Origin of the sequence: Gluconobacter sp. Dm-73 (genome assembly GCF_018256215.1) — a bacterium.
Taxonomy (GTDB): Bacteria; Pseudomonadota; Alphaproteobacteria; order Acetobacterales; family Acetobacteraceae; genus Gluconobacter; species Gluconobacter cadivus.
On sequence record NZ_JAERLW010000008.1, the window covers coordinates 1 to 26,343 of the forward strand.

The window sequence follows — 26,343 nt, forward strand, 5'->3', positions numbered from 1 at the left end:
AGGCCTACACTCCATCGGTAAGCCTGTGAATCACAACCTCTCGCTCAGTTCAATAAATTAATAGGTCCTGAGCCTAGAATATGATTATGAATTCTATTCACTAATCGTCAGAGACGGTTTTGCATCAAGAGTTTTATCCGTTGCGTATCGGTATTATTGGTGCGGGCCGAAACGCTCTTTGGAGCACACATGACGACGCTGCCGGCAACTGGCTTACGAGGCCTCTATGAGGCCAGATTGAATCTATCAATTCAGTCGAGGGAGCGGCGTGGGCGAGAAACTCTCGGGGAGAAGCCCGATATGGGGATGCAGTTTCTACACCTCGACGGAAACTGGAGTTATCCCTAAACAATATGATCATGCTTATGAAAAAGGCTCATATATGTCTCGCGAGAACTTTAATGATCTGATCGCGTTTCTGGCCGTAGCGCGCGAGAAAAGCTTTACGCGCGCTGCTGCTAGGCTGGGTGTTTCGCAGTCCGCGTTGAGCCACACGATCCGGCTATTGGAAGAGCGCCTTGGTTTGCGACTGCTGACACGGACCACGCGAAGTGTGACGCCTACGAACGCGGGTGATTATCTTATCCGCAACATTGGCCCACATTTCGATCAGATTGAAAGCCAGATTGCCTCTTTGGCCGAATTGCGTGACGCGCCAAGCGGTATGATCCGTGTCACCGCGACTGACGATGTCATTGCCTATCTCCTCAGACCAAAAATGGAGCAGTTTCTTAAAAAATATCCTGACATAAAAATCGAGATCCATGCAGATCTGAAGCTTGTGGATATTGTCGCCGAGCGCTTCGACGCCGGAATTAGACTGGGCGAGCAGGTGACCAAGGAGATGACTTCGGTGCCTCTCACGCCGGATATTCGTTTTGTTGTTGTCGGAACGAAATCCTATTTCAGGAAAAATCCCAAACCGAAGGTTCCACATGATCTTCTGAAACATCGATGCATCACGATGCGTCTGCCAACACATGGCGGGATCTATGCATGGGAGTTTGAAAAGGACGGTCGGGACGTCAGGGTCCGCGTTGATGGTCCTCTGATATTTAACAGCATCTTTCCTGTGCGGGATGCCTGTCTGGACGGGCTGGGTCTGGCGCATATGCCGGAAATGGTTGCGGAGAAATATATTGCCGATGGGCGTCTGGTAAAAGTGCTTCAGGATTGGTGTCCATACTGGACCGGATATCATCTCTGCTTTCCCCACCATCATCAAAATTCCATGCCATTTTCGCTCTTTGTCGAGGAAATGCGTTATGAGGCAGGCACCCCTTCGGTTTCATGAGTAAAATCGAAGATCGTATGCAGATATGAAGGGCTAATCGTGCCGGTAAAGAGCCCTTACATTAGGAATGTGCGGCCACATGTGTGTCAAATATGAACGGGAAAATATCATGAAAGCGATTTATCCTCTCGTATGTGCTGTTGCCATGACCGCGGCAGGTCAGGCAGTGGCAGCACCGACGCTTGAACAGGCAATCCATTCTCCCACACGCGATGCCCGGTTTGTGGCGCGTGATCCCATTCGGCATCCTCTGGAGGAATTACAGTTTTTCGGTTTGCGTCCGAATGCCAGCGTTGTCGAAATATGGCCGGGCGGAGGGTACTGGACGCAGATCCTGGGGCCATATCTGCATGGTCAAGGCGTCTATACGCTGGCTCTTGGTCCGGAAGATGGAAAAAGTTCCGCCTTCAGCAAGATGGTGGCCGCTCACCCTGAACTCAAGGAAACATTCAGGGCAACGCAGTTTGACAGCGGCCATCTCGATTTTGCCGCGCCAGACAGTGTCGATTTTGTCCTGACTTTTCGCAATCTGCACAACTGGATGGAAGCCGGTAATGCGCCGCAAATGCTTGCAGCTATTTATCGGGCTTTGAAGCCGGGTGGTATATTTGGTGTCGAAGACCATCGCGGCCATACAAATGCGTCGCAGGATCCGCGTGCGGAAGATGGATATGTCCGTCAGTCTTATGCGATCGCGTTAATTGAAAAAGCAGGTTTCAGGCTGGTGGGATCGTCGGAGATCAACGCCAATCCGCGTGATACCGCCAACTGGCCGAAGGGCGTATGGACATTACCGCCGACCTTCGCGTTAGGGGACAAGGATCACGCCAAATATGCCGCCATCGGGGAGGGGGATAACTTCGTCCTGAAATTTCAGAAAATCGACCGTTAAAAATCCGGAGACTATCCATGAACAATAATGTTGCAAACAAGATCGTTGTCATTACGGGGGCCAGCAGTGGTCTCGGAGCAGAAGCCGCCCGGCATCTTGCGGCATTGGGAGCGACTGTCGTTCTGGGAGCACGGCGTGAAAGCCGGATCAAAGTCCTTGCTGACGATATTGTGGCCAAAGGCGGCAAAGCTTTGGCGATCGAAACGGATGTGACGGACCGAGCTTCGGTTCAGAACCTGATTGATACGGCTGTCAAGACTTACGCTCGAATCGACGTTCTGCTCAATAATGCAGGTGTTATGCCTTTATCCCCGCTCGAAAAACTGCGCGTTGACGAGTGGGATCTGATGATTGATGTCAACATCAAAGGCGTTCTCTATGGTATTGCAGGCGCGCTTCCACACATGAAAGCGCAGAAAAGCGGCCATATCATTAATGTATCTTCAGTTGCAGGTCATCGCGTTCTGGAAAACAGTGCAGTTTACTCGGCCACGAAATTCGCGGTTCGTGCGCTTTCTGAAGGACTGCGGGCTGAAGTGAAACCCTACAACCTGCGTACGACGGTCATTTCGCCGGGAGCGGTTCAGTCTGAGTTGCTCAATGGCGTTCATGATGAGGTGACTGCGGAGCAACTCAGGAATTTTGTTCCTGGTATTGCGATCAGTGCAGACTCATTTGCCCGGTGTGTCGCTTTTGCGATCAGCCAGCCGGAAGATGTGGATATCAACGAAATTCTTTTCCGTCCCACAAAGCAGCAGATATAACATAGCGCTGACAGCGCGGATCACAATTCAGATGGGCCGTGTCTGAAAAGGGCACGGCCTTTTACATGCATTCAAGAAAAACCAATAAAACAGTCCTTTATCGGGACGGGGCCGACCTCTATGCGCTTTTGATCGGCCGGTACGCAACGGTCATTCATGAATATTATTCATGACTATGCTCGTTTTATAGTGTCTAGTCTGAATGTTCTCTATTGCCTAAATTCCCTTATCAACTCTGCCGGTCACCATGAACAACGTTCGTGGACGCACGAGAATCATGTTTCAGGCGGCGGCGGTTTGCGGATTTTGCGCGTTATTTTTCAAAATAACCGTGCTGGTGGATCGTCTTGGTCTTGAGGTCTAATGGATACTCTCTCTCAAACATTTTCTGAAACGAGCCAGGATTCTGACGTCCCCTCAGGATCCTGGGGGGCGGTGCTCGCCATGTCTCTTGGCGCTTTCGCGCTTGTTGCATCGGAGTTTATGCCTGTCAGTCTTCTGACACCGATTGCAGCTGATCTACATATCAGCGAAGGGCAGGCGGGTCAGGCCATTTCGGTCTCCGGCGCGTTTGCGGTCCTGACCAGCCTTTTCATTTCCGCATTGGCAAAGGGGATCAATCGCAAAACACTGTTGTTGACCCTGATTGGGATGATGATTGTTTCAGGAATGGTTGTTTCTCTGGCGCCGAATTACGTCATCTTCATGCTCGGACGGGCGATGATCGGCGTGGTGATAGGAGGCTTCTGGTCAATGTCCGCCGCAACGGCGATGCGCCTTGTCTCAGATCATCATGTTCCTCGCGCGCTTGCCATCCTGAATGGCGGAAACGCTCTTGCTACAGTTATTGCGGCACCTGCGGGCAGCTTTCTCGGTGGTCTGATTGGCTGGCGTGGCGCTTTTTTCTGCGTCGTGCCTGTGGCTGTCGTGGTTTTCGTCTGGCAGCTTCTCAGCCTTCCGTCGATGCCCAGTGAACGCCATCACCAATCTGCAAGTGTATTCGCTCTATTGACGCGCCCGGTTGTAAGAATGGGGATGATTGCCGTCAGCCTCTTCTTCATGGGACAGTTTACGCTCTTCACCTATGTCCGGCGTTTCCTTGAAGATGTGGCTCATGTCGATGTGTCCACGCTGTCCCTAATCCTTTTGCTGATGGGAATTTCCGGCTTTATTGGCACCGTGCTGATCGGAAGCGTGCTGAAGAAGAGTGTCTACCCCGTTCTGATTGTTACTCCTCTTCTCATGGCGCTTCTGGCGCTCGGGCTTCTTGTTTTGGGACAATGGATTGTTGTCTCTGCCGTAATACTGGCGATATGGGGCCTGTTTGCGACATCCGCCCCTGTGGGATGGTGGACCTGGCTCGCCCGGACGCTCCCGCAGGATGCGGAAGCAGGAGGCGGCTTGATGGTCGCTGTCGTCCAGCTGGCCATAACGCTGGGAGCAACCTGTGGAGGGGTCCTGTTCGACGGGATTGGATATCAGGCGACCTTTGCAGTCAGTGCGTGTGTGCTTGTGCTCGCAGCCCTGCTGGCTTTGTTGACGATGAGGCTGGGCCGCCAACCATAATTTTGCGGGCATTCAGGCCGGGAAACTGACCAAGCCCAACATTTTAGAACGACATACAGGAACAATGATCATGGATATCAAACGCATTGGATCGCAACCCTCTGTGAAGGGCTCCGCCGACTGGTTTACCGGGACGGTTCGCATCGATCCCCTGTTCAATCCACCCGAGCCCGCGCAGGTGACGACAGCACTTGTAACGTTCGAGCCTGGTGCTCGAACCGCATGGCACACCCACCCGCTCGGGCAGACCCTGATCGTTACGGCTGGATGTGGTTGGGTGCAGCGCGAAGGCGGTCCTGTCGAGGAAGTCCATCCTGGCGATACGATCTGGTTTGCGCCGGGCGAGAAGCACTGGCATGGCGCGGCAGCGACTACGGCGATGAGCCATATTGCCATTCAGGAAAAGCAGAACGGTTCTCCCGTCGACTGGCTCGAACATGTTTCTGACAACGAATATAACAACGGGGCCTTGTCGGACTCCTGACGTATTCTGACGTGCAGGTTTGAAGGCCGGGATGTTTGGACGGTGTATGACGCCGATCCATGAATGATTTTCATGACCATAAGATGTTTTTTCGGGATTATTCTCTGAGTGGGAAGGATCTATCCTGAGAACCGTCCATAGGGTTTTTTTTTTATTGACTCAAGAATTCCGGCTGATGCCTGCCAGGGGAAGAAAAGCGAGTGTCGGCTTCATTGCGTCCTGAAAACAGAAATCTGATTAACTGTGCCTGATAATGAGGGGCTGATGGAACTGACGATCAATGGTGTGCAGCACCACATCGATGTCGAGCCGGATACCCCTTTGCTTTGGGTACTGCGTGACGACCTGAAAATGACGGGTACCAAATACGGATGCGGCCTCGCGCAATGCGGTGCCTGCACGGTTCTCATCAACGGGAATGCCGCCCGATCCTGCGTCACTCCGGTCGGTGAGTTGGGTTCTGCCGCAATCACGACCATTGAAGCGATCGAGCAGGACGAGATCGGCCAGCGGGTTGTTGCCGCATGGATCAGGCATCAGGTGCCTCAATGCGGTTATTGCCAATCCGGACAGGTCATGGCGGCGACATCGCTGCTCAAACAGACCCCGCATCCTACGGACGACGATATCAGGGCCGTCATGGTCAATCTCTGTCGCTGTGGAACCTATAATGCGATCAGTGCCGCGATCCATGACCTGGCAGGAGAGACAGCGCAGGAAGGAGCGAAGAAGTGAAGAACGCTCCATTCGATGCGATGGCAATGAGTGACGTTCCGGTCAATCTCTCCCGGCGTCGCTTTATGCTGTCTTCGGCGGGTATCGCAGCAGGAGCCTTTGTTCTCGGGCTGGGCGTGCCCCAGCGGAGTGCGCGTGCCGAGGCAACGAAACTGCGTGGTACCAAGGTTCCGGCATTTCTGGAAATACGGCCTGACAGTACGGTGCGGCTTCAGAGCCCCTTTGTTGAAGGGGGGCAGGGTACATTCACGGCCATGGCCCAGATTGTTGGTGAGGAACTGGATGCCGATCCCGCCACCTTTGTCGTCGAGAACGCTCCTTCGGGTGACGCGTATGTTGTCATGGACAACGGCATGCGCATCACCGGTGGCAGCATGTCCATTCGGAACGGTTATTCCGCGATGCGCCGGCTCGGGGCATTGGCTCGCGAGATGCTGCTACAGGCAGCCGCGCGGCAGTTTAACGTACCTGTAGAGGAACTGACGACGCAGCCTGGCCGGGTGATTCATAAGCCGTCCGAACGCTCGATTGCCTATGGGGAGCTGGCTCACGCAGCAATGAGCTTGCCGGTGCCGGATCCCGCCACTGTCAGGCTCAGGGAGCCGGGAGAATTTCGCTGGATCGGTGCGCCGGTCCCGCGCGTGGATGTCCACGACAAATCGACGGGCAAGGTGGTCTATACGGTCGATGTCAGCGTGGATGATATGCTTCATGCGGCCGTTCAGCACGCGCCCCGGCTTGGCATGACCATCCAGACAGTCCGCAATGAAGACCAGATCCGGGCGGTGAAGGGCGTGCATTCCATACATTGTCTTCCGGGCGCATTTGCAGTGGTGGCCGAACGCTGGTGGGACGCAAAGCGGGCGGCAGAAGCGGCGCTGATCGACTGGCAGGAGCCTGGACCGGACACGACGATGCGGGTCATGCCCGCCGACTTTTCGACGGAAGCTTTCCGGAAGGAGCTGGCTGATGCACGCGGCCCCGGTGAGGATGCGGAAGTCAGAGGCGATGTGACCCGTGGGCTGAAAAACGCCCATACGGTCGTGGAAGCGACCTATGCAAGCCAGTATGTGAATCATGCACAGCTCGAACCGCCGTCCGCGTTAGCCCGTTTCAATCCTGATGGCGCGCTGGAGGTCTGGGTGCCCAATCAGGCGCCGGACATGTTCCGTGCGGACATTGCCAAACGCACGGGCCTGCCCGTCGAAAAAATTATCATTCATTCCCAGATGCTGGGCGGATTTTTCGGTCGTCATTTCCTTTACGAGACAGCCAGTCCCTATCCACAGGCGATTACGCTGGCAAAGGAAACCGGCCGTCCTGTTAAGCTGATCTGGAGCCGTGAGGAAGAATTCCTGCGCGATACGCTGCGACCGATGGCAGCAGTACGGTTTCGCGGCGGACTGGATAGGAACGGCATTCCCGTAGCTCTTGAGGCCGTCAGTGCGACTGAAGGTCCAACAGAAGGCCTCAACAACAAGCGTGGCGACAAGCTGGATGACAGCGCTCTCGAAGGTCTGACCGGAAAGTCGTACGACATCCCTGACCGACGGATTGCCCAGCATTTTGTCAAAAACCCCGTGATGCTCGGTTACTGGCGTTCCGTCGGGAACTCCATGAATGATTTTCTCTATGAAACATTTCTGGACGAGCTTGCGGACAAGGGACATCAGGACCCTTACGAGCTTCGATTACACCTGCTCCGGGACAACAGGCGCCTGACGACTTTGCTTAAGGCGGTTGCAGACCTGTCCGGTGGCTGGAAGCGTGGCCCGTTTACGGCGGCGGATGGTTCACGCCGCGCGCGCGGGATTGGCATGGCGTCCCCTTTCGGGTCTGAAGCGGCGGCGATTGCGGAAGTGTCGATCGAAAACGGGCGTGTGAGGGTTCACGAGGTCTGGGAAGCAATCGACCCCGGGAAAGTTGTAAACCCCGCGATTGTGGAAGCGCAGGTCAACGGCGCGATAGCTCTCGGACTGTCTCAGGTGCTTCTGGAAGAGACTGTTTACGAGAACGGTATGCCACGCGCGCGGAACTATGATGGCTACCCAATTCTCGCTTTGAATCAGATGCCTCGTGTGCATGTGAAGATTGTCGAGAGTGGCGAGAAGATGGGCGGCGTCGGGGAGCCACCGCTGCCTGCCATTCCGCCCGCGGTGGCGAACGCGGTTTCGACCCTGACCGGGCGGCGTATCCGAAGCATGCCGCTGTCACGTCATGACTTTGCAAGCTGAGACGTTGATCGTCGTCTGGCACGTCCCGCGTGCAGCAGAAAGAGTGCGGAACTGAAGATGACTAACCGCCTGAAGAAAATTTTCGCAGTCGTGATCCCTGCGTCGGCTGTTCTGGCTGCGGGAACGGCATGGTTCGTGACCCGTCTCCCTGCGTCGTCCTTTGAGAAAACCGGTTCTCAGGGGGAGCCGTCGGTGCAACTCGTGGCGCGAGGGGAGTATGTCTCCCGTCTGACGGATTGCGTGGCCTGTCACAGTGTGCCGGGTGGGGCAGCCTATACTGGGGGCCTGAAGATGGTGACGCCGATGGGCGCAATCTTCGCCACGAACATCACGCCTGATCGAGACACGGGGATCGGTGCCTATACGCTGGCGGATTTCGACAGGGCGCTTCGTTCCGGTGTGGCAAAGGATGGGCACCGTCTTTATCCGGCCATGCCCTATCCGTCCTATGCCAAGCTTTCTGACGATGATGTCAAAGCACTTTATGCCTATTACATGAAGAGCGTCCCGGCCGTTCATCTGGAAAACCGCAAAAGCAGTATCCCTTGGCCGCTGAACATGCGCTGGCCTCTGGCTTTCTGGAATGTGGTTTTTGCCCCGTCAGACGTTTATCGCCCGGACACGTCGAAAGATGCCCAATGGAACCGCGGGGCCTATCTTGTTGAAGGGGCGGGGCACTGCGGGGCCTGTCATACGCCGCGAAGTCTGGCCTTCAACGAAAAGGGGACAAACAGTCATAGTGCGGCCTTTGTCTCTGGCGCTCTGATCGATGGCTGGTTTGCGCCCAGCCTGCGCAACGATGCAAATACGGGTCTGGGCCGGTGGAGCGAGGAGGATGTCTTCCGTTTTCTCAAGACTGGCCGGAACGAACATGCCGTCGTGTTCGGCTCCATGACAGAGGCTTTCAACAACTCGACGCAGTTTTTCTCGGATGATGATCTGCGGGCAGTGGCACACTATCTCAAGTCTCTGCCTGGAAACGCGCAACGTGACGGAACGCCGTGGCAGTATGAGCCGACACAGGCCAAGGCACTTCAACCCGCCGGACGACAGGGCACTCCCGGTGCGCAGACCTACATGACGAAGTGCAGTTTCTGTCATGGGGCGGATGGACGCGGGCAGGGGCAGTGGGTTCCGCCGCTGGCAGGAGATGCTTCGTCTCTGGTGCCGGACAGTTCCTCTTCCATCAACGTTACGCTCAATGGATCTGGCCGTGTCGTCGCGGCCGGGGTGCCGGATTCCTATCGGATGCCGTCATATCGCGAGCAGCTTTCCGACAGGGACATTGCAGATGTGCTGACCTTTGTCCGTTCGTCGTGGGGGAATCGTGGTGCTTCTGTCACTGCAGCAGAGGTCAAGACGCTACGGAAGAAAACCCGTCCAGCAGACAGTGGTGTCGTTATCCTCAAAATAAATTGAACCTGTCCTGACCGGTTTTAGATCGTGCAATCAGGTAACGTGCCTGTATTGAGACAAAGCTGTGTGGAAAGAGCCCATTTCCGTTCCGCACGACGTCCGCATCGGAGGTACTTTCGGGAGTAAGTGGAATGCAGGTTAGATCATCACTCCCATAAAACCAGATAAGAGAGACGTTATGACAAAAATAATACCGGTTTTATTCATTTCTATTTTGGAGACGTCTTCTTTTTTCGTGCCCGCATCTGCGGTCGGACAGCGTCCGGCTCTTGAGGATAAAGACATATTGAAAATGGCTTCAGCTGCGCGAGACGCTCTCGCACGACAGCATATTGAAGGTTGCATCGTGATTGCCGATCCTGACGGCATGCCCCTCTATGTCCAGCGTCAGGTCGATGCGACCCCGAACTGCCTTGCATCCGCTTTGGCAAAAGCAAAATCAGCGGCTTTTTTCAAAACAGACACAAATACTGCTTACCAGAGCCTTCTGAAAGGTGAAGTGCATAATCTGGCAGTTCCCGATTTATCCTCCAATCCTGGCGGTCTTCCGCTTTATGTCGGCAAGACGATTGTTGGTTCTATCGCAATCAGTACCCCTGATGGCGAGAAAGATATTGCTGTAGCGCACGCTGCTGCCAGTGCATTGTGACGATATTCAGGATTTTGTCAGGCACGCAGGAACATGGCCTTCAAAGCACATTCACTGATGCTTGATCCTGTCGAACCATCATTTTCTGTCATATGGCGGGTTGTTACCTGAGGAGGGAAACATCGTGCGTTCCACACAAAACGGCCTCTCTCGTCGCCAGCTTCTGGCAGCCTCCCTTGCACTTCCCGTCATAGGAAGTCTTCCGGGTATCGCGCGTGCTGCAGGGCTTCTGACGTCTACTGATTTCCATCAGCTTTGCGTGGTTCTGACGGGAAAGGACAATTTCAATCCTGAATTTTCCAGGCGGATACTGAAAGCCCTTACCCAAAAAGACAGTAACTTCCCTGTTAGAGCGAACGATTTGAGAGAGTCCCTGAAAGCCGCCGACCTCACGGATATGTCGAATTTCGCCAGTTATGCCCAACAGAATAAAGACCTCGCCTCTGTGGCGCTGAGCATTATTTCCGCCTGTTATCTTGGTTACACCGGTACGCCGGCAATGGACGCAACTCCGGCCGTCGGTCATCCCGTAGATGATGCAATATTCATTACCTATGTCGGTGCGCTGATGTATGCGCCTACAAAAGATACGACCGTTATTCCAAGCTATGCCAGAGGACGCACAAATTATTGGGTGAACCCTCCGTCTGCCCAGAATGCTGGCTAACTTCTGTTTCAGGTAAATGTAAAAATGACCATTCAGTATGATGCAGATGTTATTGTCGTTGGTTCAGGGGCGCTTGGAAGCAATGCTGCCTATGAACTTCTGAAGCATGGCAAATCGGTTATTGTTCTGGAATCCGGGCAATCAATACCGCGCTGGAAAATCGTCGAAAATTTCCGCTCCTCTCCCCGTAAGGGCAATCATAACGACCCGTATCCCAATCAGCCCTGGGCTCCGACCTCTTTTTCCCCGGGCTATATCGAGAACACTGGAAACTTTAAATTTCTTCCAGGAATGTTGCGTTTGGTTGGAGGAACCACCTGGCATTGGGCCGGAGCAACATGGCGGTTCCTGCCCAACGATATGAAACTCAAAACCCTTTACGGTGTGGGGCGCGATTGGCCGATCTCTTATGAAGACCTCGAACCCTACTATGGACGTGCCGAGTTCAACCTTGGCGTTGCAGGCAGTGATACTCAGGATCAGTCCGGTCAGGGCAGTAACCACCAGTTTCCGGCACGATCAACGCCCTATCCCGTTCCGCCGGAAGCCGAAACCTATTATTTTCAGCGGCTCAAGGCTCGTCTGGCACCTGAAGGTTTCAATTTCATCCATGAACCCAACGCCCGGACCAACCAGCCATGGGATGGGCGCCCTGGATGTTCAGGGAACAACAACTGCATGCCTGTCTGCCCCATTGGCGCCATGTACTCTGGAGATGTGCATGCCAGACATGTTCAGGCGCTCGGGGGAAAAATTATTGAAAATGCAACGGTCTTCAAGCTTGAGAAGGGGTCTGACGGTAAGATCGTGGCGGCTCACTACAGGACGTCCGAGCACAAGGACGTCCGTCTGACAGCGCGCTACTTCATCATTGCCAGTAACGGACTTGAAACACCTAAGCTCCTACTCATGTCCGACGTTGCCAACGCTTCAGATCAGGTGGGCCGCAACCTTATGGACCATACAGGGATGGGGCTACAGTTTCTGGCAGATGAACCCCTATGGCCAGGACGTGGCCAGGTGCAGCAGGGGGGAATTTTCAACTGGCGTGATGGTGATTTCCGACGTGAACACTCAGCCATCAAACATGCGCTGACAAACACAGTGCCTAATCGGGCCATTACGCAGCATTTGTTGTCTCAGGGCATCGTAGGGCCCGAACTGGATGAAAAAATCAAGGACTGGGCCGCACGATGGGTCGATATTTCAACGGTCTTCGAACTCCTGCCGAGCCCATCCAACCGGATTCAGCCATCCACAACCCGCAGGGATGCCCTCGGTATTCCCACCATGACCATTCACTACGACACAGACGACTATATTGAGAAAGGCGCTGTTGTCGCCAAGGCAGACTACGCGAAATTCGTTGCGGGCATGGGAGGTACTGTTATCAACGACAATACCGGCTGGCAGAACCGGGACCATATCATGGGCACTGTGCTGATGGGGGACGATGCGAAAACATCTGTCGTAAACGGCGAATGCCGGAGTTGGGACCACAGCAATCTGTTTATGGCAACCACCGGCGTGATTCCGGCCTGCGGCGTTGTGAACCCCACACTGGCTGGTGTCGCTCTGGCCATCAGGTCAGCAGACATTATCGCAAAGGAAGTCTGAGCCATGCCTCGCTATCTTGCACCTGGTCTCGGTCTTGTCATCCTTACAGCGATTCCCCGTCTGGCTATGGCGCAGGCCAGTACGGAAGATCTCGTCAGGCAGGGGGCGTATATCGCCCGCGCTGCGGATTGTATGGCCTGTCATACCAATCCTGGCGGCAAATCCTATGGCGGTGGTTATGTCATCTCCTCTCCGCTCGGGGACATCATCGCGACCAATATTTCGCCGTCCCGGCAGTACGGGATCGGAAACTGGACGGAAACCCAGTTCTCCAGGGCTGTGCGCGAAGGTATCGCGCCTGAAGGTCATCTTTATCCGGCCATGCCCTATACGGCATATTCGGGGATCAGCGATGCTGATATTCATGCCCTGTATCTCTATTTCACGAAGGGCACCAAGCCTGTTGATTTACCTCCGGAAAGGCACACTGCTTTGCCCTTTCCCTTCAATCAACGTTGGTTGATGGCCGGGTGGAATCTTCTGTACTTAACCGGTAAACCTATGTCAGCCGCTACAACAGCAGCAGGCGGCACACAGCGGGGAGAGTATCTGGTTAAGGTACTGGCCCATTGTTCAACCTGCCATACACCGCGAAACATCGGCATGTCGGAAGATCAGAGCCGTTTTCTCGCTGGGGCCGATCTTGGTGGCTGGCATGCGCCCAACCTCACATCCGACGCCATAAGTGGCCTTGGCGGCTGGAGCGACGACGAACTCAAGTCTTATCTTCGAGACGGCGCTGCTCACGGTAAAAGCCAAGCGGCCGGGGGAATGGCCGAAGCGGTTGAACACAGCCTACGGCATCTTACCGATGCGGATCTTGATGCGATTGTCCAGTATCTTCGGACCGTCAAGCCTGTCAGAAACCCGAACCAGAGCCGTCCCGGCTTCAGCGTTACAACTGGGAAACCTGTCGATCTGGCTGTTCTTGATGCTCCTATAAACCGTAGTCCCGATGCCCTGGCGAACGCTTCCAGCATCAATGGCGCGGAGCTTTACACTGGAGCCTGTGCTTCATGTCATCAACTTAACGGCCAAGGGACACATGACCAGTTCTACCCGTCATTGACCTCAAATACCGCAGTGGGTGGCCCAACGGCCCAAAATCTGGTGATGGCAATCCTCAAGGGCGTGAACCGTGCGACGAATAACGGTACCGTCACGATGCCTGCGTTTGAAAAACAGCTCAACGACGCGCAGGTGGCATCCGTAGCGAATTATGTTCTTCAGCGCTTTGGAAATGACGCGATCCACGTCAATGCAGCGGACGTCACGCTTCTTAAGGAGGGGGGAGCCAAGCCTTTCCTTGTTCGATATGCCCAGATTGCTGCCATAGGCGGTGTAAGCATCATGGCCGTTTTGGTTTTTGTCAGCCTAATTGTTTTTCTGTACAAAAAGCGTAATTCCAGTAAAGAATAACCCTGTCTGGAGAATTATGTATCCATAATCGTCTGGTCCAGAGTGACTTAAAACATGTTCGGGAAATATTACTGTCGATACAAAAAGTTGATGTCCTCTGATTAAGACAACATTGGACAATGCGCTAAGGCGCGACGTCTCTTGAGTTTCTCATATGACTCTCAATGCGAGTGTGGTGTTTGTATATCGGCCTATTGTACCTGACAGGCTTCCCGCAAAATCTCCGTCCCGACAGGTAGAATTCTATATCTTTCTCTTCCAGAGTATCTGAAGCCGAGTGTCATGATACCGTTCACATTTTTATCAAAAGTGGATTTTCTATTTAAATTGTATATTATAGTATCCTAGTGCATGGATTTAGCATATTTAGGTGTTTTGTGGGCAAAATCGATTGTGTTGTTTCAGTCATTATCCCAGCATATAATGCTGAAGATTTTATCGAGCATGCTGTTCATTCTGTTCTGAAGCAGACGATGAGTAATTTTGAGATAATTATTGTTAACGATGCATCCCGTGATAAAACTAGAGAAAAATCATTAAAGCTTTGTGAGCTTGATGAGCGTATCACATATTTTGAGAACGATAAAAATCTCGGGGTTTCAGAGTCAAGAAATTTCGGAATCAGAAAATCTAAAGCAAAATATATAGCAATACTCGATTCAGATGATTTTTGGAGAGAGGACAGACTATCAATAATGATCGAGCATATGGAAAAAAATAATCTTGATATGCTTGCGGATCAGCTTGTTGTTTTAACCGAAAATTCGCGAGAGAATGCATTTTCTCCAGAATGGATGAAATACAATAAAGACATAAACATATTTCGTTATATGTCTATGGATTGGCCAGGTTTACAGAAAACTATGCCTTTATGTTATATGAAGCCCGTTTTCCGTAAGGAATTTATCTTAAAAGAGAATATTTTTTACGATAAAGAATTGAGCATTGGCGAAGACTCTCTGTTTTATTCATGTATGGTTGTAGCTGGAGCAAAATTCATGGTTATTCCAGATGCGCTTTATTTTTATACAGTTAGAGATGGATCTCTCTCAAAGATAAATCTGCCCGCACTACAGTTGATGAAAATACCAAAAAAAATAATGGAATTTTGTGTATTGAAAAATATAGTAATTGATAGAAAAATTCAATTTACTATAAATGCAAAATCTCAATCTTATCTTTTGAAGCATTCAATTGATTTAATAAAAAATGGATTTTATAAAAAATCTGTACTAAATTTAATGAAAATCCAGATTGGAACGTATGTAAGGTGGGCGGTTTATTTTATAAAGCTTTCTTGCAGGAAACTTTTTATTTCATCAGGGTTTAAATTTGGAACAAGAAAAGAAATTACCCCGCCATTTATATCGACTTTAAGACGCATGTCGTAGGCTTGCGCTTCATAACCAAAGCATGAGAGTGGACTGGGGAATAGAGGGCTGAGCATCTGTCGTAGCTGGTTGCTGCCGTCGTCAGTCCTTTATACCCCCGAACATAATTCCGACCGGTTGCGTCGTTGATATTTCTCTCTTGTTGTATTTTATGAATTCTCGACGTTGCTTCCTGTAGTTGTGTATTGTCTAGTTACACCCGCGCTGACTATTACGGTTCAAAAAATAGTATCGTCCAACACTTAGTCGTCATCAAGCTGAGAGTGGCCATGATTCTCGGGAAAGAGTGCGCGCAGACACTCCATCCACCAATCAGTTGCCAAGAGTGACTGCTATCTCCAACCGCTTTATTGATTCTGAAGTGGTTTCCGTAAATAAATCAACGAAATTTTTGCGGGTACGGGTGCGCCATTTTAACCGTTATCTCAATGATTTTACACCATTCTCGATACTGGTTTGGGCGCAAGATACTCAATATAGCGAACGCTAGAAATATCGACATTTCGACGGCATGACTCATTTCCAATTGTGGGAAAAGAAACGCTTAGCTATTGAGAAAATTCGCCATATATGCTATGTTTGATATGCTGGTGTTTATGTATAAGTACAAACCAGCCGAGCGCAAGCTATAAAATCAAAAAACAAAATTGGATATTTATTGTGAGCAATCGCATATTTAAGCACGCTTTCATAATTATATTTTTATCGAGTGTCCCTTTGGGGGTAACAAAAGCCAATGCTGCTACAAGTGATAATATTATTGAAAATTATAAAGATTCCAATGGGAAAATACGTCCCATAACCATGGAAGCAAAATTGGATTCATCCAATGTGCCTGTTGTGGAGAATTATAAAGACAATAATGGAAAATGGAAAGAGGTATTAATTACTCAGCAAATTTGTGGTCTAGATGAAGATTCTCATCCAATAGCTTGTGGATCTGATGGGGTTGATAGTTCCGGGAATATAAATTCTCCAATATACTCTCCTATTGTGAATAGTACGGTCGCAAACCTTACAAGCACGGGAGTAAATACCCCAATTCTTTCAATTGGTGGCAGACAATCTTCTTACGCTTTGCCGGGACAAAATTCTGATCCTTACGTTCCTCCTCACGCACTTTGGCTGGGATCTCAACGAGCTGGAGCGAGTACATCGTCTGTTGCAACAGACAATCTTGGTACGGGCTCATCTATTGTTCTGCGTGGGCGTCCTGATGGGTTTATGGACCTTGGTTGCCTGACGTGTACGGTTACTACTAATAAAAGCGTATTTGATACTCGCGCAGGTTTATCTACAAACCTCACAAGTGCATCAAACATTGCGAATGATCCATCTTTCGATACGGTCGTTCATTATGATCAAACGGGAAATGACGAGCCTGTAATCGTGGTAAAGGGTGTAACCTATGACGCGACGCATATCTTTTTACCATCGGGATCGCCGCTAGATACTCAGCAGATTGCCCGAATTCACCCCAATATGTACATAACCACCAATTCCATTTCAAATGATGTTTCACAACAAAGCAACACAACTACAGATAGCGGTTTACAAAATCCTTCTGTCGGTAGTTCTATAAATAATCATAATTATTTTGTTTCGACTGTTTCGTCAGTTTCTCCTGATGGAAAATCGATTACAGTCAATGGCTGGGGAATCATGAATGGTAATAATACCGGCCATCCTTGGAAAACCAATGATATTCCAACATCGAATTATGACACTGTACGGAATAATTTTGGCCAAGCGGTTGCTATGATCGGATCCCCGACACAGACTGGCGGCAGAAATCTTTACATGACTTTTGATCCTGTTGCTAATCCTGATAGTCTTATAGACTACCTTAACGGCGACGAACTGGATCTTCACTACAACGGCGATAAGTCTAATGAAGCGACGATGCGTGGTATCGTTATAGCTTTTGACTGTGAAGGCTCCGCTGCGCCGAGTTCTGGAGTGTGTTATCATCCTACTTATGATAGCGTAGGGTTGGAAATTAACGGAAATAATCTGCCTAACGGCATCAAAAATACAGTTTCCGGGTGGGCCAACGAGTACAAAGGATATAATTTCTACATTCCAGGGTCTGAAGCGCCGTCTCTTGGAAAAAATAATTCCCATACTTCTTTCGAAACGAGAACACCCACATCGATCGGCACAAATGTGCTCGTAACCCGTTCTTGGGTAACACAGAATGATGCTGCTACGTCTCCAATATGGTCAGATTACCAAGTTAATTTGGGTCTGGTAATCGATGGGAAGCAATGGGATAGCAGTGCAAATACTGGCACAAATATGGGTATGCTTTCATTTAACTTCAATAGTGCCAATCTTGGAGGCGTTTGCCTGATTGGTAATAATACAGCTAGTGGAGACTCCAATGCGCCCGGCTTGTGTGTGCGTGGTAATGGAGATGTCTGGAGCGCAGGGGCATTCCGTCTCGCCAACAATAGTCCGTTGATGGGGGCCAGTTCTTCTGGAAATAATGGCATTGGCGCAACCCTGGCTCCCGACGATTCAGGAAATTGGAACGTTGGAACCCAGGTTTCGGGCGGGGGAAATATTAAGGGTGTTAATACGTATTTTGGTACCGTTCTTCAGGTTCCGTATATTGAAGGTGTATCGCTAATACGGACGGGCACTAATCAGTCCTTAGACGATATTAAAAATTCCTCACATGAGGTAAGTGATCGTGTTTGGTGCAATGATTGCCTTAATGTTGACCAAGCGGCCGGTGGTGGGAGTGGTCGATGGATTTTCATGGATAATAAAAATACTTGGCGCAGTGATGATGGCGCTGTTGCGGCACACTAGGCGTTATTGACAAAAATTCTATTTAGATGAGCTTTCGTATGGTTCCAAACTTCTCTTAATGAAGAGTAGTGAATACGTTTTGATCAGGCGGTGGAAGGGTGGTCAATCTATCGGCAACCCTCTGTCGTTTGTTTTTATTTGCCCACGGCCGATGATGAAGAGCTTTTTGATCCATCAGATACTGCTTCGTGTTGGTGGATCAAAAAGGAGGACGTCGAAAACCGTTAGAGTATGACAGGCAAAAAATCCGTTATGCGAACTTCGGCAGGAACTGCAAGGCAAGCCGACAGGCTGCGAGATCCCATGCGGCACAACCGACGCTTTTGAAGAAGATTGGCTGGTTTAGCGGCGCCTTTCCCCGCAGACTCTCGGCAAGAGGAACAACGTCTGACCATTTTTTTTCAGCCTGAATAATATCCCCTGCTTCATGGGGTGCTCCAACAGGATCATCGACGACGCAGAGACTGTTCAGGACAACATTAGGGCCAATCTCGATCATGTCCGGTCGATACGCGCCCACACCGATAACCAGTGTCTCCGGCGAAGCCTGCCGATCGAACAGGATTTTCTGGCTGCTGGTGACGGAAATGACAGCATCATACTGATTTTCAGTGTCGCGTTCGGCCTGAATTCGAAGGGCGGGATAGGGGCCTTCTATCAACGACATGATGCGCTGCGCGTTTCTTCCCCGTATTGAGACTGAAAGGCCCGGGTAAAATTCATTCAGCGCTTCAAGATGAACCCGTGCCTGTGCCCCGGTTCCGATAAGTAAAATGTCTTCGAGGCGTTTTGGACGAAAACAGGACAGGCCGAGCATTGAAATTGCGGCTGTACGTCGTTCAGTCGCGCTAATGCCATCCAGGGCGAACAGAAAATGTCCGTCCTTGGCATCCAAGCACGTTACCTGCCCCTGAAGGGTTGGCAGATCTGTATTCTCCGGGAAAATAGTCAACAGCTTGTGGGCGATTAGATCAGGGCCACAGGCTACCATCGACAGCACGGTTCCGCGTTGATCGGCTGTTGGAACGACGAGGCGTTCCGGGCAGATGATTGTCCCGTCCCCGTATTCTGTGATGGCTGTCCTGAGCGCTGTGATCAGCGGTTGAAAGGGGAGAGCCTGTCGTGTTTCATCGGCTGAAAGAATGCGCATGGAAGCTCCGGAACGGTGTCAGGAAATCAGAATTCTCTTTCAGGATTCGAGGCGTGCGACCAGTGTCATTTCAACTTTCCAGGCCGGGTCCGCCAGACGTGCCTCTACCGTGGCACGGGCAGGCTTGGCACCCTGATCGAGCCATGCGTCCCATGCCCTGTTCATAGCGCCAATCTCGGAAATATCCGTCAGGAAGATCTGTACGGAGACGATGTCGCTTTTCCGGCTGCCGGCCTGTGCCAGAAGACTATCAATCTGATGGAGGACGTTGGCAGTCTGCCCTTCCGTGTCCAGGGTTTCGTCCGTCGTCACCTGACCCGCGAAATGGATCATGCCATTGCAGATAACGGCGCCGCTGAGGCGCTCGTGAGGATCCAGACGTGTGATCGACATTGCTGATAATCCTTATATTCGGGGAAAAGGGTTTTAGAAAATGATTGCTGGTAGCGTCATGATGTCCTGCAAATAGGCGTCATAGAGACTGCGAAAGACTGGTCCGGGAATCCCACCGCCAACGCTCACGCCATCCATTTCGATAACGGGAACGGCGATCGTCGAGGCACTTGTGTAAAAGACTTCCGTCGCGCCCAGAACGTCCGCCTTTGAAAACGGTCGCTCCGCGATTGTCAGACCATGACGTTTGGCAATTTCAATGATTGTCCGGCGCGTAATGCCCGGCAGGATATCCTGGGAAAGATTGCGCGTAATCAGTTCGTTGCTCGCACTGACGATGAATGCGGTCGAGGAAGCGCCTTCGGTGATCTCGTCGCCATCCAGCATCCATGCTTCGTTGACCCCAGCCTGCTTCACGGCGTGCTTGGCCATGACCTGCGCCAGAAGCGATGTGGACTTGATGTCCCGTCGCGCCCAGCGCAGATCGGGCACGGTAATGATCCGCCCACCGGTTTCGATGACCGGATTGGACTGAACCCGTGAGAATTGTGGAAACATCACAACGGTCGGTTCAAGGCCCTCGGCATATTGGAAAGCTCGCTCCGCTACGCCGCGACTGACCTGAATATAGATCAGCCCGTTGCGCAGTTCATTGCGCCGCATCAGTTCGGTTTCAATCCCGGTCCATGCTTCAATGCTGAACGGATTGGCAATTCCGATCTCTGCCAAAGAACGCTCCAGACGCTGGAGATGGTGGTCGTTATCCACAAGACGCCCCTCGATGACAGCCGTCACTTCATAGACGCCATCACCGAAAAGAAACCCGCGATCCATGACAGGAATGACGGCATCCCGAAGAGGAACGAATTCCCCCCGTACGAACCCGATACGGTTGTCGACAGTCGACACGATCCCTCCATTGCAAGCCGGTCTGTTGAGGTCCTGTATAAAAGAAGTTTCCTGCACTGGCATATCGGATATCCGGACCTGCTATTCAGCGGTGTGATACTGCCCGGCAACTGCCGATAGAGCAGACACTGGACGCACCAGCGCATGCCATGGAGTATTTTTCGACCCGATATCACTCGTAGAACAGGCAGGCGATCCTTATGGAGCATTTTGATCTCATTCTGAAAAACGGGACTGTCGTTACTTCATCGCAGGAACGTGCCGATATCGGCTGTCGAAATGGCAGGATCGTCGCCATCGGAGATTTCGGCCGGGCAGAGGCAACCGAAGTCATCGATTGTACCGGTCTGCACGTATTGCCGGGTGTCATTGACCCCCATGTCCATCTGCGCGAGCCGGGAGACGCCAGTGTCGAAACCATCCATGATGGCACGAAAGGTGCCCTTCTCGGGGGCGTGACAACCGTGTTCGATATGCCCAATACGTCGGAATCGGTCGTTTCCAAAGAAGTTCTGGATCGCAAGCGCGCCATGATCCCGGGCAAAAGCTGGTGCGATATCGGGCTTTATGTTGGTGCTACAAAGAAGAATATCGAGACACTGGATACGCTCGAAGTTCAGTACAATGTCTGCGCGATCAAGGTTTTCGCCGGGTCGTCGACGGGCGATCTTCTTGTGGAAGACGATGCCAGCCTCGAAGCCCTGATGCGGAACGGAACCCGCCGCGTCTGCTATCACTCGGAGGACGAAACGCGTCTTCAGGAACGCAAAAAACTCTTTTCCGTCGGCCAGCCCTATCGCATGCACATGGAATGGCGGGATGTCGAATGTGCGTTTCTTGGCACCCGCCGCCTGATGTCGCTGGCGCGGAAAACGGGGCGCAAGACGCATATCCTGCATGTCTCCACTGCGGAAGAACTCGCCTATATGCGCGATTTCAAGGATATCGGAACGGTCGAGGTTCTGGTCAATCACCTCACGCAGGTTGGCCCAGATGTTTATGATCGCCTTGGGGGTTATGCGATCATGAACCCGCCCATCCGTGACCAGCGCCACTACGATGCATCCTGGGCGGCGGTCAATGCAGGTGATGTGGACTGCATCGGCTCCGATCACGCCCCCCATTCCCGTGAAGCCAAGGAACGTCCCTGGCCGCTGACTTCTGCGGGTCTCACGGGCGTGCAGACACTCGTTCCGATCATGCTGGACCACGTAAATGCCGGCCGTCTGCCGCTTGAGCGGATGGTGTCGCTGATGTCGGCCGGCCCCGCGCGTGTTTATGGGGCGGTCGGGAAGGGGCATATTGCTCCGGGCTATGACGCGGACTTCACGATCGTCGATCTCGCGCATCGCCGGACGATTGAGGAGAGCTGGATCACATCTCCCTGTGGCTGGACACCGTTTGCAGGGATGTCCTGCACCGGCTGGCCTGTCATGACGGTCATTCGCGGTCAGGCGGTCATGCGCGAGGACGAAATCATCGGATCGCCCCGCGGTGCGGTCGTGTCCTTTTCCTGACGCTCAGGGCTCTTTGGGAAGATCGGTCACAACCTCGCGGACGCGCTCCAGAAAAAAGCGTCCAAGCCGCGAAAGCGAACGGTTCTCGGACCATATCGCATACGCGGCGACAGGAATGGCCGGTGCAAAGGGGCGGCTGACGAGCTTGAAGCGCCCTGATGAGGCCGTCAGCGGGTCCACGATTGCGACCCCCGCATTGGCTTCCGCAAGCGTACAGGCTGTGTTGGCGTAGCGGACTTCGGCAGAGAAGGTGAAACCCTCGTCTTCCTGATCGAAGGCCGCGCGCGTGGCTTCCCCGAGCTTGGTGCCGGATTCAAGCGCGATGAAGTGATAGTCCCGTAGATCCCACGGCCGGATCTGCCGCTTTTCGGTGAGTGGGTGGCCCGGCGGCATGACACAGACCATTTCTCCGCGATACAGCACTTCCGACGCCAGTCCTGGCTTGCCGCTGAAGCCAAGCGCAAATCCGAGTTCGGCCTTGTGGCTTTCCACACTGTTGACGACGCCTTCATAGCGCCGGACATCGAAATACGTCCGGATTTTTGGCCGAAGGGACTGCGTGCGCTGGATCGCCGTTGCGAGCATGCCGTAGCCGATCGGCGGCGTGGCCACGAGCCGGAGCTGCCCCGCGCGACTGTCCCGAAGATCCTGAATCCGGCCTTCGAGCCGTTCATGCAGATCGAAGATTGCCTCCGCGTCATCCACGATGATCGTGGCTTCAGGTGTGGGGTAAATCCGGTTGTTGACCTTCTGGAACAGGGCAAACCCGACCTGATCCTCCATCGTCCGGATCGCATTGCTGATCGCAGGCTGCGACAACCCGAGAACGCGCGCAGCTGCAACGGTCGTATTATGGCGAATGATTGCCCGGAGAATCTCGATCTGGCGCAGGTTCATCTATAAGTTTTTTGAATATGAGAGAGGGATATCTGATTAGCCGGATTATTGAGCGAACCGAAACAAAATGGCAATGAATTTGTGACCGGCAGATGCGCGGAAAAGTTCGCCATCGTGCCATAAATGAGACCCGGACGAGGGAAAATGACTATGGGACGGATCATTCGGATTGCCGCAGCCCAAATGGGGCCGACACAGAAAGCCGATACGCGAGACCAAACGGTCCAGCGCATGATCGCCCTGCTGGAAGAGGCCGCCTCAAAAGGCGCCACACTCGTTGTCTATCCCGAACTCGCGTTTACGACATTCTTCCCGCGGTGGCTGCTCGAAGGAGCGGAGCTTCTGAAGGAATATGAACGTTCCATGCCTAATCCTGATGTCCAGCCTCTGTTCGATCGGGCGAAAGAGCTCGGTATCGGCTTTTATGTTGGTTATGCGGAACTGACTCCGGAAGGGGAACGTTTCAATACCAGTATTATTGTTGCCTGTGATGGCACGATCCTTGGCAAGTATCGCAAGGTCCATCTGCCGGGTTCGGTCGAACCCCGGGCTGGCGCGAAATTCCAGCAGCTTGAAAAACGATATTTCGAATATGGTGACCTCGGTTTTCCGGTTTATCGGGCTGGAGCGGAATGGTCCGATGCCCTTATCGGCATGCTGATCTGTAATGACCGCCGCTGGCCGGAAGCCTGGCGCACGCTCGCTCTGCAAGGGATGGAACTGCTTTGCGTCGGCTATAATTCCGCCGCCTATGATCCGAATGGCGGGGATACTGAAAGCGCTGATCTGCGCACCTTCCATGCGCAGCTCGTTGCGCAGGCAAATGCGTACATGAATGCCTGCTGGGCCGTGGCTGTGGCCAAGGCAGGCGACGAAGACGGGTCCTGCCTGATCGGTGGAAGCTGCATCGTTGATCCGAACGGCCAGATCGTGACCCAGACCACGACCCTTGCCGACGAAGTGATTGTCGCGGACTGTGATCTTGATCTCTGCCAGCAGGGCAAGACCAAGATGTTCAACTTCGAGGCACATCGGCGGCCACAATGGTATACCCGCATCACAAGCCAGACGGGTGTCGTCTACCCGGAGGACGAAATCGGCTGATGACGTCGGCATTCCGGACACTCCTGTCTCTGACGGCCTGTCTCCTCTGGAGGCATGTGGGGGACGCACAGGCGTCTTCCGGAGTGCTCCGGATTGCGGTCAATCCGATTTATCCGCCCCTTGAATTCCGCGATCCGGTCACGGACCGCCTGACCGGTTTCGACATCGATTTCGGAAATGCCCTCGCGGCCCGCATGGGTGTGAAGGCCGAATGGGTCGAAACGGCGTTTCCCCAGATGATCCCCTCGGTTCAAAGCGGTCGGACTGACATGATCCTCAGCGGGTTTTCCGATCGCCCCGAACGGCGCGCCTTTCTAGATTTTCTGGACTATCTCAAATCGGGCGCACAGGTCCTCGTCCTGTCACAGGGCGACGTTCGGAGCCCGGAGATGCTGTGCGGCCGAAAGGTCGCCGCCAGCCGCGCCACGTCCTTTCCGTCCATGATCCGGCAGTGGAGCCACGATCACTGTGAGGCGACAGGGCGTCCGGCCATGGTGTTCTACCCGTCGGAAAGCGGTGCCGACGCCCGGATACAGCTCCTTCAGGGCCGTGTCGCGGCTATGGTGCAGGGGGGCGAGACGGTCGGATATTTCATCGACATCACCCATCACGCCTTTCGCAGACTTGGAAATCCTCTGTCGAACATGCTGCTGTCGATGGCCTTTCCCAAGGGACACGCCGAACTTAAAGCGCAGGTCGCGCACGCTTTCGCCGATCTCAGAGCAGACGGAACCTATGCGCGCCTTCTCCAGCGCTGGTCCCTAGAAGATGCCGCTCTCCCCGCTACAGACTCAGACGGATCAACACCATGACCAGAACGACAGAGGCTTCCCGGCTTCTTGCCCTGCCGCGCGGAGGGCGTATCGCATGGACGCAGATCGCCTCGGGCGTCGTGCTGCTCGCCCTCTGCGCCTGGATCATTCATGCGTTCGCCGTCGGGCAGATCGAATGGCGCTATGTCGGTCAGTTCCTGTTCGTGCCGTCCATCCTGCGCGGTGTTGGCGCCACGCTGCTGATGGCGATATGCGCCATGGCGCTGGGGATGGTGGTGGGGATTGTCCTCGCGTTGGGGCGGCTGTCCACAGCGTGGCTGCCCCGCATCGTCTCGGGACTATATGTCTGGCTGTTCCGGGGCGTGCCGGTCATCCTGCAACTGCTGATCTGGTTCAACCTCGCGCTGATCTTCCCGCATGTCACTCTGCCGGGCATCGGCTCGTACCGGACGGTCGATCTCATGACGCCGTTCCTCTCGGCCCTGTTCGGGCTGGGGTTCAATCAGGCCGCCTATATTGCCGAAATCTTCCGCGCCGGTTTCCAGAGCGTGGATCGCGGACAGTATGAAGCCGCCTCCGCCATCGGTATGACGCGCCTGATGGCCATGCGCCGCATCATCTTCCCGCAGGCTTTCCGGACAGTCATCCCGCCGCTTGGCAACGAATTCATCAACATGATCAAGCTGACCTCACTCGCCAGCCTCATCCAGTATCCCGAAGTCCTGCACAATGCGGAGACGATCTATTACGCCAACACGCGGGTGATCGAACTGCTGATCGTCGCAGGTTTCTGGTACCTCACGGCCGTGACCGTCCTCTCGCCGTTGCAACACCTGCTGGAACGCCGCTTTTCGCGAGGAAAATCCTCATGACCGAACCTGCGATCTGGATCAGGAACCTGCACAAATCGTTTGGCACGAACCCTGTTCTGAAAGGTGTGTCGCTCGATATTCCGCCGGGACAGGTCGTGTGCGTTCTCGGCGGTTCCGGGTCGGGCAAGACGACGATGCTGCGCTGCATCGCCCAGCTTGAAACAGCGGAAGACGGACTGATCGTCATGAACGGCGAACTGCTCGGCCTCCGGGAACGCAACGGACGACTGGTCCCCCGAAGCGCGCATGACATTGCCCGTCAGCGGCGTCTGGCCGGTATGGTTTTCCAGCGCTTCAATCTGTTCCCGCATATGACGGCGCTTGAAAACGTCATGGAAGGGCCGGTCCGCGTGCAGAAGCGCGCGACTGCGGAAGTTCGGTCCGAAGCGCTGGAACTTCTGCGCAGCGTCGGGCTGGAGCATCGCGCGGATCATTACCCCGCGCAGTTGTCCGGCGGCCAGCAACAGCGTGTTGCGATCGCCCGCGCACTGGCGCTGAAGCCTGCCGTCATGCTGTTTGACGAACCAACCAGCGCGCTCGATCCGGAATCCGTGGGCGACGTTCTGGCCGTCATGAAAAGCGTCGCTGCCAGCGGTGTGACGATGTTGGTCGTCACCCATGAACTCTCCTTCGCCCGGGAGGTCGCCGATCGCATCCTGTTCATGGATGGCGGCGTCATTCTGGAAGACGCCCCGACCGCCGACTTCTTCGGAACCCCACGCGAAGACCGCACACGCGCATTCCTCGCCGCCGTTCTCGGCCAGAAATCAACAGCCTGATACT

The 26,343-nt window shown here is 53.3% G+C and carries 23 protein-coding genes; 19 read left to right on the forward strand and 4 right to left on the reverse strand.

Annotation, left to right across the window (positions count from 1 at the left end):
• Positions 1 to 382: 382 nt before the first annotated feature.
• The 14 genes from JK176_RS09690 to JK176_RS09755 all read left to right on the forward strand — a co-directional run bounded on the left by JK176_RS09690 (position 383) and on the right by JK176_RS09755 (position 17,945).
• The gene (locus tag JK176_RS09690) at positions 383 to 1,294 is read left to right on the forward strand and encodes a LysR family transcriptional regulator (protein WP_211587635.1); all 912 of its coding nucleotides are present in this window, start codon (positions 383 to 385) and stop codon (positions 1,292 to 1,294) included.
• A 109-nt stretch (positions 1,295 to 1,403) separates the two neighbouring features.
• Positions 1,404 to 2,186, forward strand: coding sequence for a class I SAM-dependent methyltransferase (locus JK176_RS09695; RefSeq protein WP_211587636.1), 783 nt, complete (start codon positions 1,404 to 1,406; stop codon positions 2,184 to 2,186).
• A 17-nt stretch (positions 2,187 to 2,203) separates the two neighbouring features.
• The gene (locus tag JK176_RS09700; protein WP_211587637.1) at positions 2,204 to 2,950 is read left to right on the forward strand and encodes an SDR family oxidoreductase; all 747 of its coding nucleotides are present in this window, start codon (positions 2,204 to 2,206) and stop codon (positions 2,948 to 2,950) included.
• 444 nt (positions 2,951 to 3,394) lie between these two features.
• Positions 3,395 to 4,516, forward strand: a complete 1,122-nt coding sequence (locus JK176_RS09705) for an MFS transporter (RefSeq protein ID WP_211587743.1) — start codon at positions 3,395 to 3,397, stop codon at positions 4,514 to 4,516.
• A 70-nt stretch (positions 4,517 to 4,586) separates the two neighbouring features.
• Positions 4,587 to 5,000 (forward strand): cupin domain-containing protein, encoded by a 414-nt coding sequence (locus JK176_RS09710; protein WP_211587638.1) that lies wholly within the window; start codon positions 4,587 to 4,589, stop codon positions 4,998 to 5,000.
• 261 nt (positions 5,001 to 5,261) lie between these two features.
• The gene (locus tag JK176_RS09715) at positions 5,262 to 5,735 is read left to right on the forward strand and encodes a (2Fe-2S)-binding protein (RefSeq protein WP_211576138.1); all 474 of its coding nucleotides are present in this window, start codon (positions 5,262 to 5,264) and stop codon (positions 5,733 to 5,735) included.
• Positions 5,732 to 7,969, forward strand: a complete 2,238-nt coding sequence (locus JK176_RS09720; protein ID WP_211587639.1) for a xanthine dehydrogenase family protein molybdopterin-binding subunit — start codon at positions 5,732 to 5,734, stop codon at positions 7,967 to 7,969. The genes JK176_RS09715 and JK176_RS09720 overlap by 4 nt, the downstream gene beginning before the upstream one ends.
• A 57-nt stretch (positions 7,970 to 8,026) precedes the next feature.
• Positions 8,027 to 9,388 (forward strand): cytochrome c, encoded by a 1,362-nt coding sequence (locus JK176_RS09725; RefSeq protein WP_211587640.1) that lies wholly within the window; start codon positions 8,027 to 8,029, stop codon positions 9,386 to 9,388.
• A gap of 175 nt (positions 9,389 to 9,563) precedes the next feature.
• Entirely contained in the window at positions 9,564 to 10,034 is a 471-nt protein-coding gene (locus JK176_RS09730) for a heme-binding protein (protein ID WP_194262599.1), read from the forward strand.
• A gap of 124 nt (positions 10,035 to 10,158) precedes the next feature.
• Complete coding sequence (locus tag JK176_RS09735; protein ID WP_211587641.1) at positions 10,159 to 10,701, forward strand: sugar dehydrogenase complex small subunit; 543 nt, start codon at positions 10,159 to 10,161, stop codon at positions 10,699 to 10,701.
• Between the two features lie 24 nt (positions 10,702 to 10,725).
• On the forward strand, positions 10,726 to 12,318 hold the full coding sequence (locus JK176_RS09740) for a GMC family oxidoreductase (RefSeq protein ID WP_211587642.1): 1,593 nt from the start codon (positions 10,726 to 10,728) through the stop codon (positions 12,316 to 12,318).
• Between the two features lie 66 nt (positions 12,319 to 12,384).
• Positions 12,385 to 13,737 (forward strand): c-type cytochrome, encoded by a 1,353-nt coding sequence (locus JK176_RS09745; RefSeq protein WP_211587643.1) that lies wholly within the window; start codon positions 12,385 to 12,387, stop codon positions 13,735 to 13,737.
• 377 nt (positions 13,738 to 14,114) lie between these two features.
• Positions 14,115 to 15,128, forward strand: coding sequence for a glycosyltransferase family 2 protein (locus tag JK176_RS09750; protein WP_211587644.1), 1,014 nt, complete (start codon positions 14,115 to 14,117; stop codon positions 15,126 to 15,128).
• A gap of 660 nt (positions 15,129 to 15,788) precedes the next feature.
• A complete protein-coding gene (locus JK176_RS09755; RefSeq protein ID WP_211587645.1) occupies positions 15,789 to 17,945 on the forward strand; it encodes a hypothetical protein in 2,157 nt (718 codons plus the stop codon).
• A gap of 250 nt (positions 17,946 to 18,195) precedes the next feature.
• On the opposite strand, the gene JK176_RS09760 is transcribed toward JK176_RS09755, so the two are convergent.
• Genes JK176_RS09760 through JK176_RS09770 form a run of 3 tightly spaced genes read right to left on the reverse strand, consistent with a single transcriptional unit; the run spans position 18,196 to position 20,397 of the window.
• A complete protein-coding gene (locus JK176_RS09760; protein ID WP_211587646.1) occupies positions 18,196 to 19,095 on the reverse strand; it encodes a delta(1)-pyrroline-2-carboxylate reductase family protein in 900 nt (299 codons plus the stop codon).
• 39 nt (positions 19,096 to 19,134) lie between these two features.
• Positions 19,135 to 19,488, reverse strand: a complete 354-nt coding sequence (locus JK176_RS09765) for a RidA family protein (RefSeq protein WP_211587647.1) — start codon at positions 19,486 to 19,488, stop codon at positions 19,135 to 19,137.
• Between the two features lie 33 nt (positions 19,489 to 19,521).
• Positions 19,522 to 20,397, reverse strand: a complete 876-nt coding sequence (locus JK176_RS09770; RefSeq protein WP_211587648.1) for a D-amino-acid transaminase — start codon at positions 20,395 to 20,397, stop codon at positions 19,522 to 19,524.
• Positions 20,398 to 20,597: 200 nt separating this feature from the next.
• On the opposite strand from JK176_RS09770, the gene JK176_RS09775 reads away from it, so the two are divergent.
• Positions 20,598 to 21,914, forward strand: coding sequence for a dihydroorotase (locus JK176_RS09775; protein ID WP_211587649.1), 1,317 nt, complete (start codon positions 20,598 to 20,600; stop codon positions 21,912 to 21,914).
• A 3-nt stretch (positions 21,915 to 21,917) separates the two neighbouring features.
• On the opposite strand, the gene JK176_RS09780 is transcribed toward JK176_RS09775, so the two are convergent.
• On the reverse strand, positions 21,918 to 22,811 hold the full coding sequence (locus tag JK176_RS09780) for a LysR family transcriptional regulator (protein ID WP_211587650.1): 894 nt from the start codon (positions 22,809 to 22,811) through the stop codon (positions 21,918 to 21,920).
• A 150-nt stretch (positions 22,812 to 22,961) separates the two neighbouring features.
• Here JK176_RS09780 and JK176_RS09785 point away from each other — a divergent pair, with 150 nt between their 5' ends.
• Genes JK176_RS09785 through JK176_RS09800 form a run of 4 tightly spaced genes read left to right on the forward strand, consistent with a single transcriptional unit; the run spans position 22,962 to position 26,339 of the window.
• On the forward strand, positions 22,962 to 23,915 hold the full coding sequence (locus JK176_RS09785; RefSeq protein WP_211587651.1) for an N-carbamoyl-D-amino-acid hydrolase: 954 nt from the start codon (positions 22,962 to 22,964) through the stop codon (positions 23,913 to 23,915).
• Positions 23,915 to 24,727, forward strand: a complete 813-nt coding sequence (locus JK176_RS09790) for an ABC transporter substrate-binding protein (protein WP_211587652.1) — start codon at positions 23,915 to 23,917, stop codon at positions 24,725 to 24,727. The genes JK176_RS09785 and JK176_RS09790 overlap by 1 nt, the downstream gene beginning before the upstream one ends.
• Entirely contained in the window at positions 24,724 to 25,560 is an 837-nt protein-coding gene (locus JK176_RS09795) for an amino acid ABC transporter permease (RefSeq protein WP_211587653.1), read from the forward strand. The genes JK176_RS09790 and JK176_RS09795 overlap by 4 nt, the downstream gene beginning before the upstream one ends.
• Positions 25,557 to 26,339, forward strand: a complete 783-nt coding sequence (locus tag JK176_RS09800) for an amino acid ABC transporter ATP-binding protein (RefSeq protein ID WP_211587654.1) — start codon at positions 25,557 to 25,559, stop codon at positions 26,337 to 26,339. Before JK176_RS09795 ends, JK176_RS09800 begins: the two co-directional genes overlap by 4 nt.
• Positions 26,340 to 26,343: the final 4 nt, after the last annotated feature.

Bases quoted from the DNA above. Each gene is read 5' to 3' on its own strand.
- JK176_RS09690 (WP_211587635.1), top strand. From the start codon at position 383: ATGTCTCGCGAGAACTTTAATGATCTGATCGCGTTTCTGGCCGTAGCG.
- JK176_RS09695 (WP_211587636.1), top strand. From the start codon at position 1,404: ATGAAAGCGATTTATCCTCTCGTATGTGCTGTTGCCATGACCGCGGCA.
- JK176_RS09700 (WP_211587637.1), top strand. From the start codon at position 2,204: ATGAACAATAATGTTGCAAACAAGATCGTTGTCATTACGGGGGCCAGC.
- JK176_RS09705 (WP_211587743.1), top strand. From the start codon at position 3,395: ATGTCTCTTGGCGCTTTCGCGCTTGTTGCATCGGAGTTTATGCCTGTC.
- JK176_RS09710 (WP_211587638.1), top strand. From the start codon at position 4,587: ATGGATATCAAACGCATTGGATCGCAACCCTCTGTGAAGGGCTCCGCC.
- JK176_RS09725 (WP_211587640.1), top strand. From the start codon at position 8,027: ATGACTAACCGCCTGAAGAAAATTTTCGCAGTCGTGATCCCTGCGTCG.
- JK176_RS09730 (WP_194262599.1), top strand. From the start codon at position 9,564: ATGACAAAAATAATACCGGTTTTATTCATTTCTATTTTGGAGACGTCT.
- JK176_RS09740 (WP_211587642.1), top strand. From the start codon at position 10,726: ATGACCATTCAGTATGATGCAGATGTTATTGTCGTTGGTTCAGGGGCG.
- JK176_RS09745 (WP_211587643.1), top strand. From the start codon at position 12,385: ATGGCGCAGGCCAGTACGGAAGATCTCGTCAGGCAGGGGGCGTATATC.
- JK176_RS09760 (WP_211587646.1), bottom strand. From the start codon at position 19,095: ATGCGCATTCTTTCAGCCGATGAAACACGACAGGCTCTCCCCTTTCAA.
- JK176_RS09765 (WP_211587647.1), bottom strand. From the start codon at position 19,488: ATGTCGATCACACGTCTGGATCCTCACGAGCGCCTCAGCGGCGCCGTT.
- JK176_RS09775 (WP_211587649.1), top strand. From the start codon at position 20,598: ATGGAGCATTTTGATCTCATTCTGAAAAACGGGACTGTCGTTACTTCA.
- JK176_RS09780 (WP_211587650.1), bottom strand. From the start codon at position 22,811: ATGAACCTGCGCCAGATCGAGATTCTCCGGGCAATCATTCGCCATAAT.
- JK176_RS09785 (WP_211587651.1), top strand. From the start codon at position 22,962: ATGGGACGGATCATTCGGATTGCCGCAGCCCAAATGGGGCCGACACAG.
- JK176_RS09790 (WP_211587652.1), top strand. From the start codon at position 23,915: ATGACGTCGGCATTCCGGACACTCCTGTCTCTGACGGCCTGTCTCCTC.
- JK176_RS09795 (WP_211587653.1), top strand. From the start codon at position 24,724: ATGACCAGAACGACAGAGGCTTCCCGGCTTCTTGCCCTGCCGCGCGGA.
- JK176_RS09800 (WP_211587654.1), top strand. From the start codon at position 25,557: ATGACCGAACCTGCGATCTGGATCAGGAACCTGCACAAATCGTTTGGC.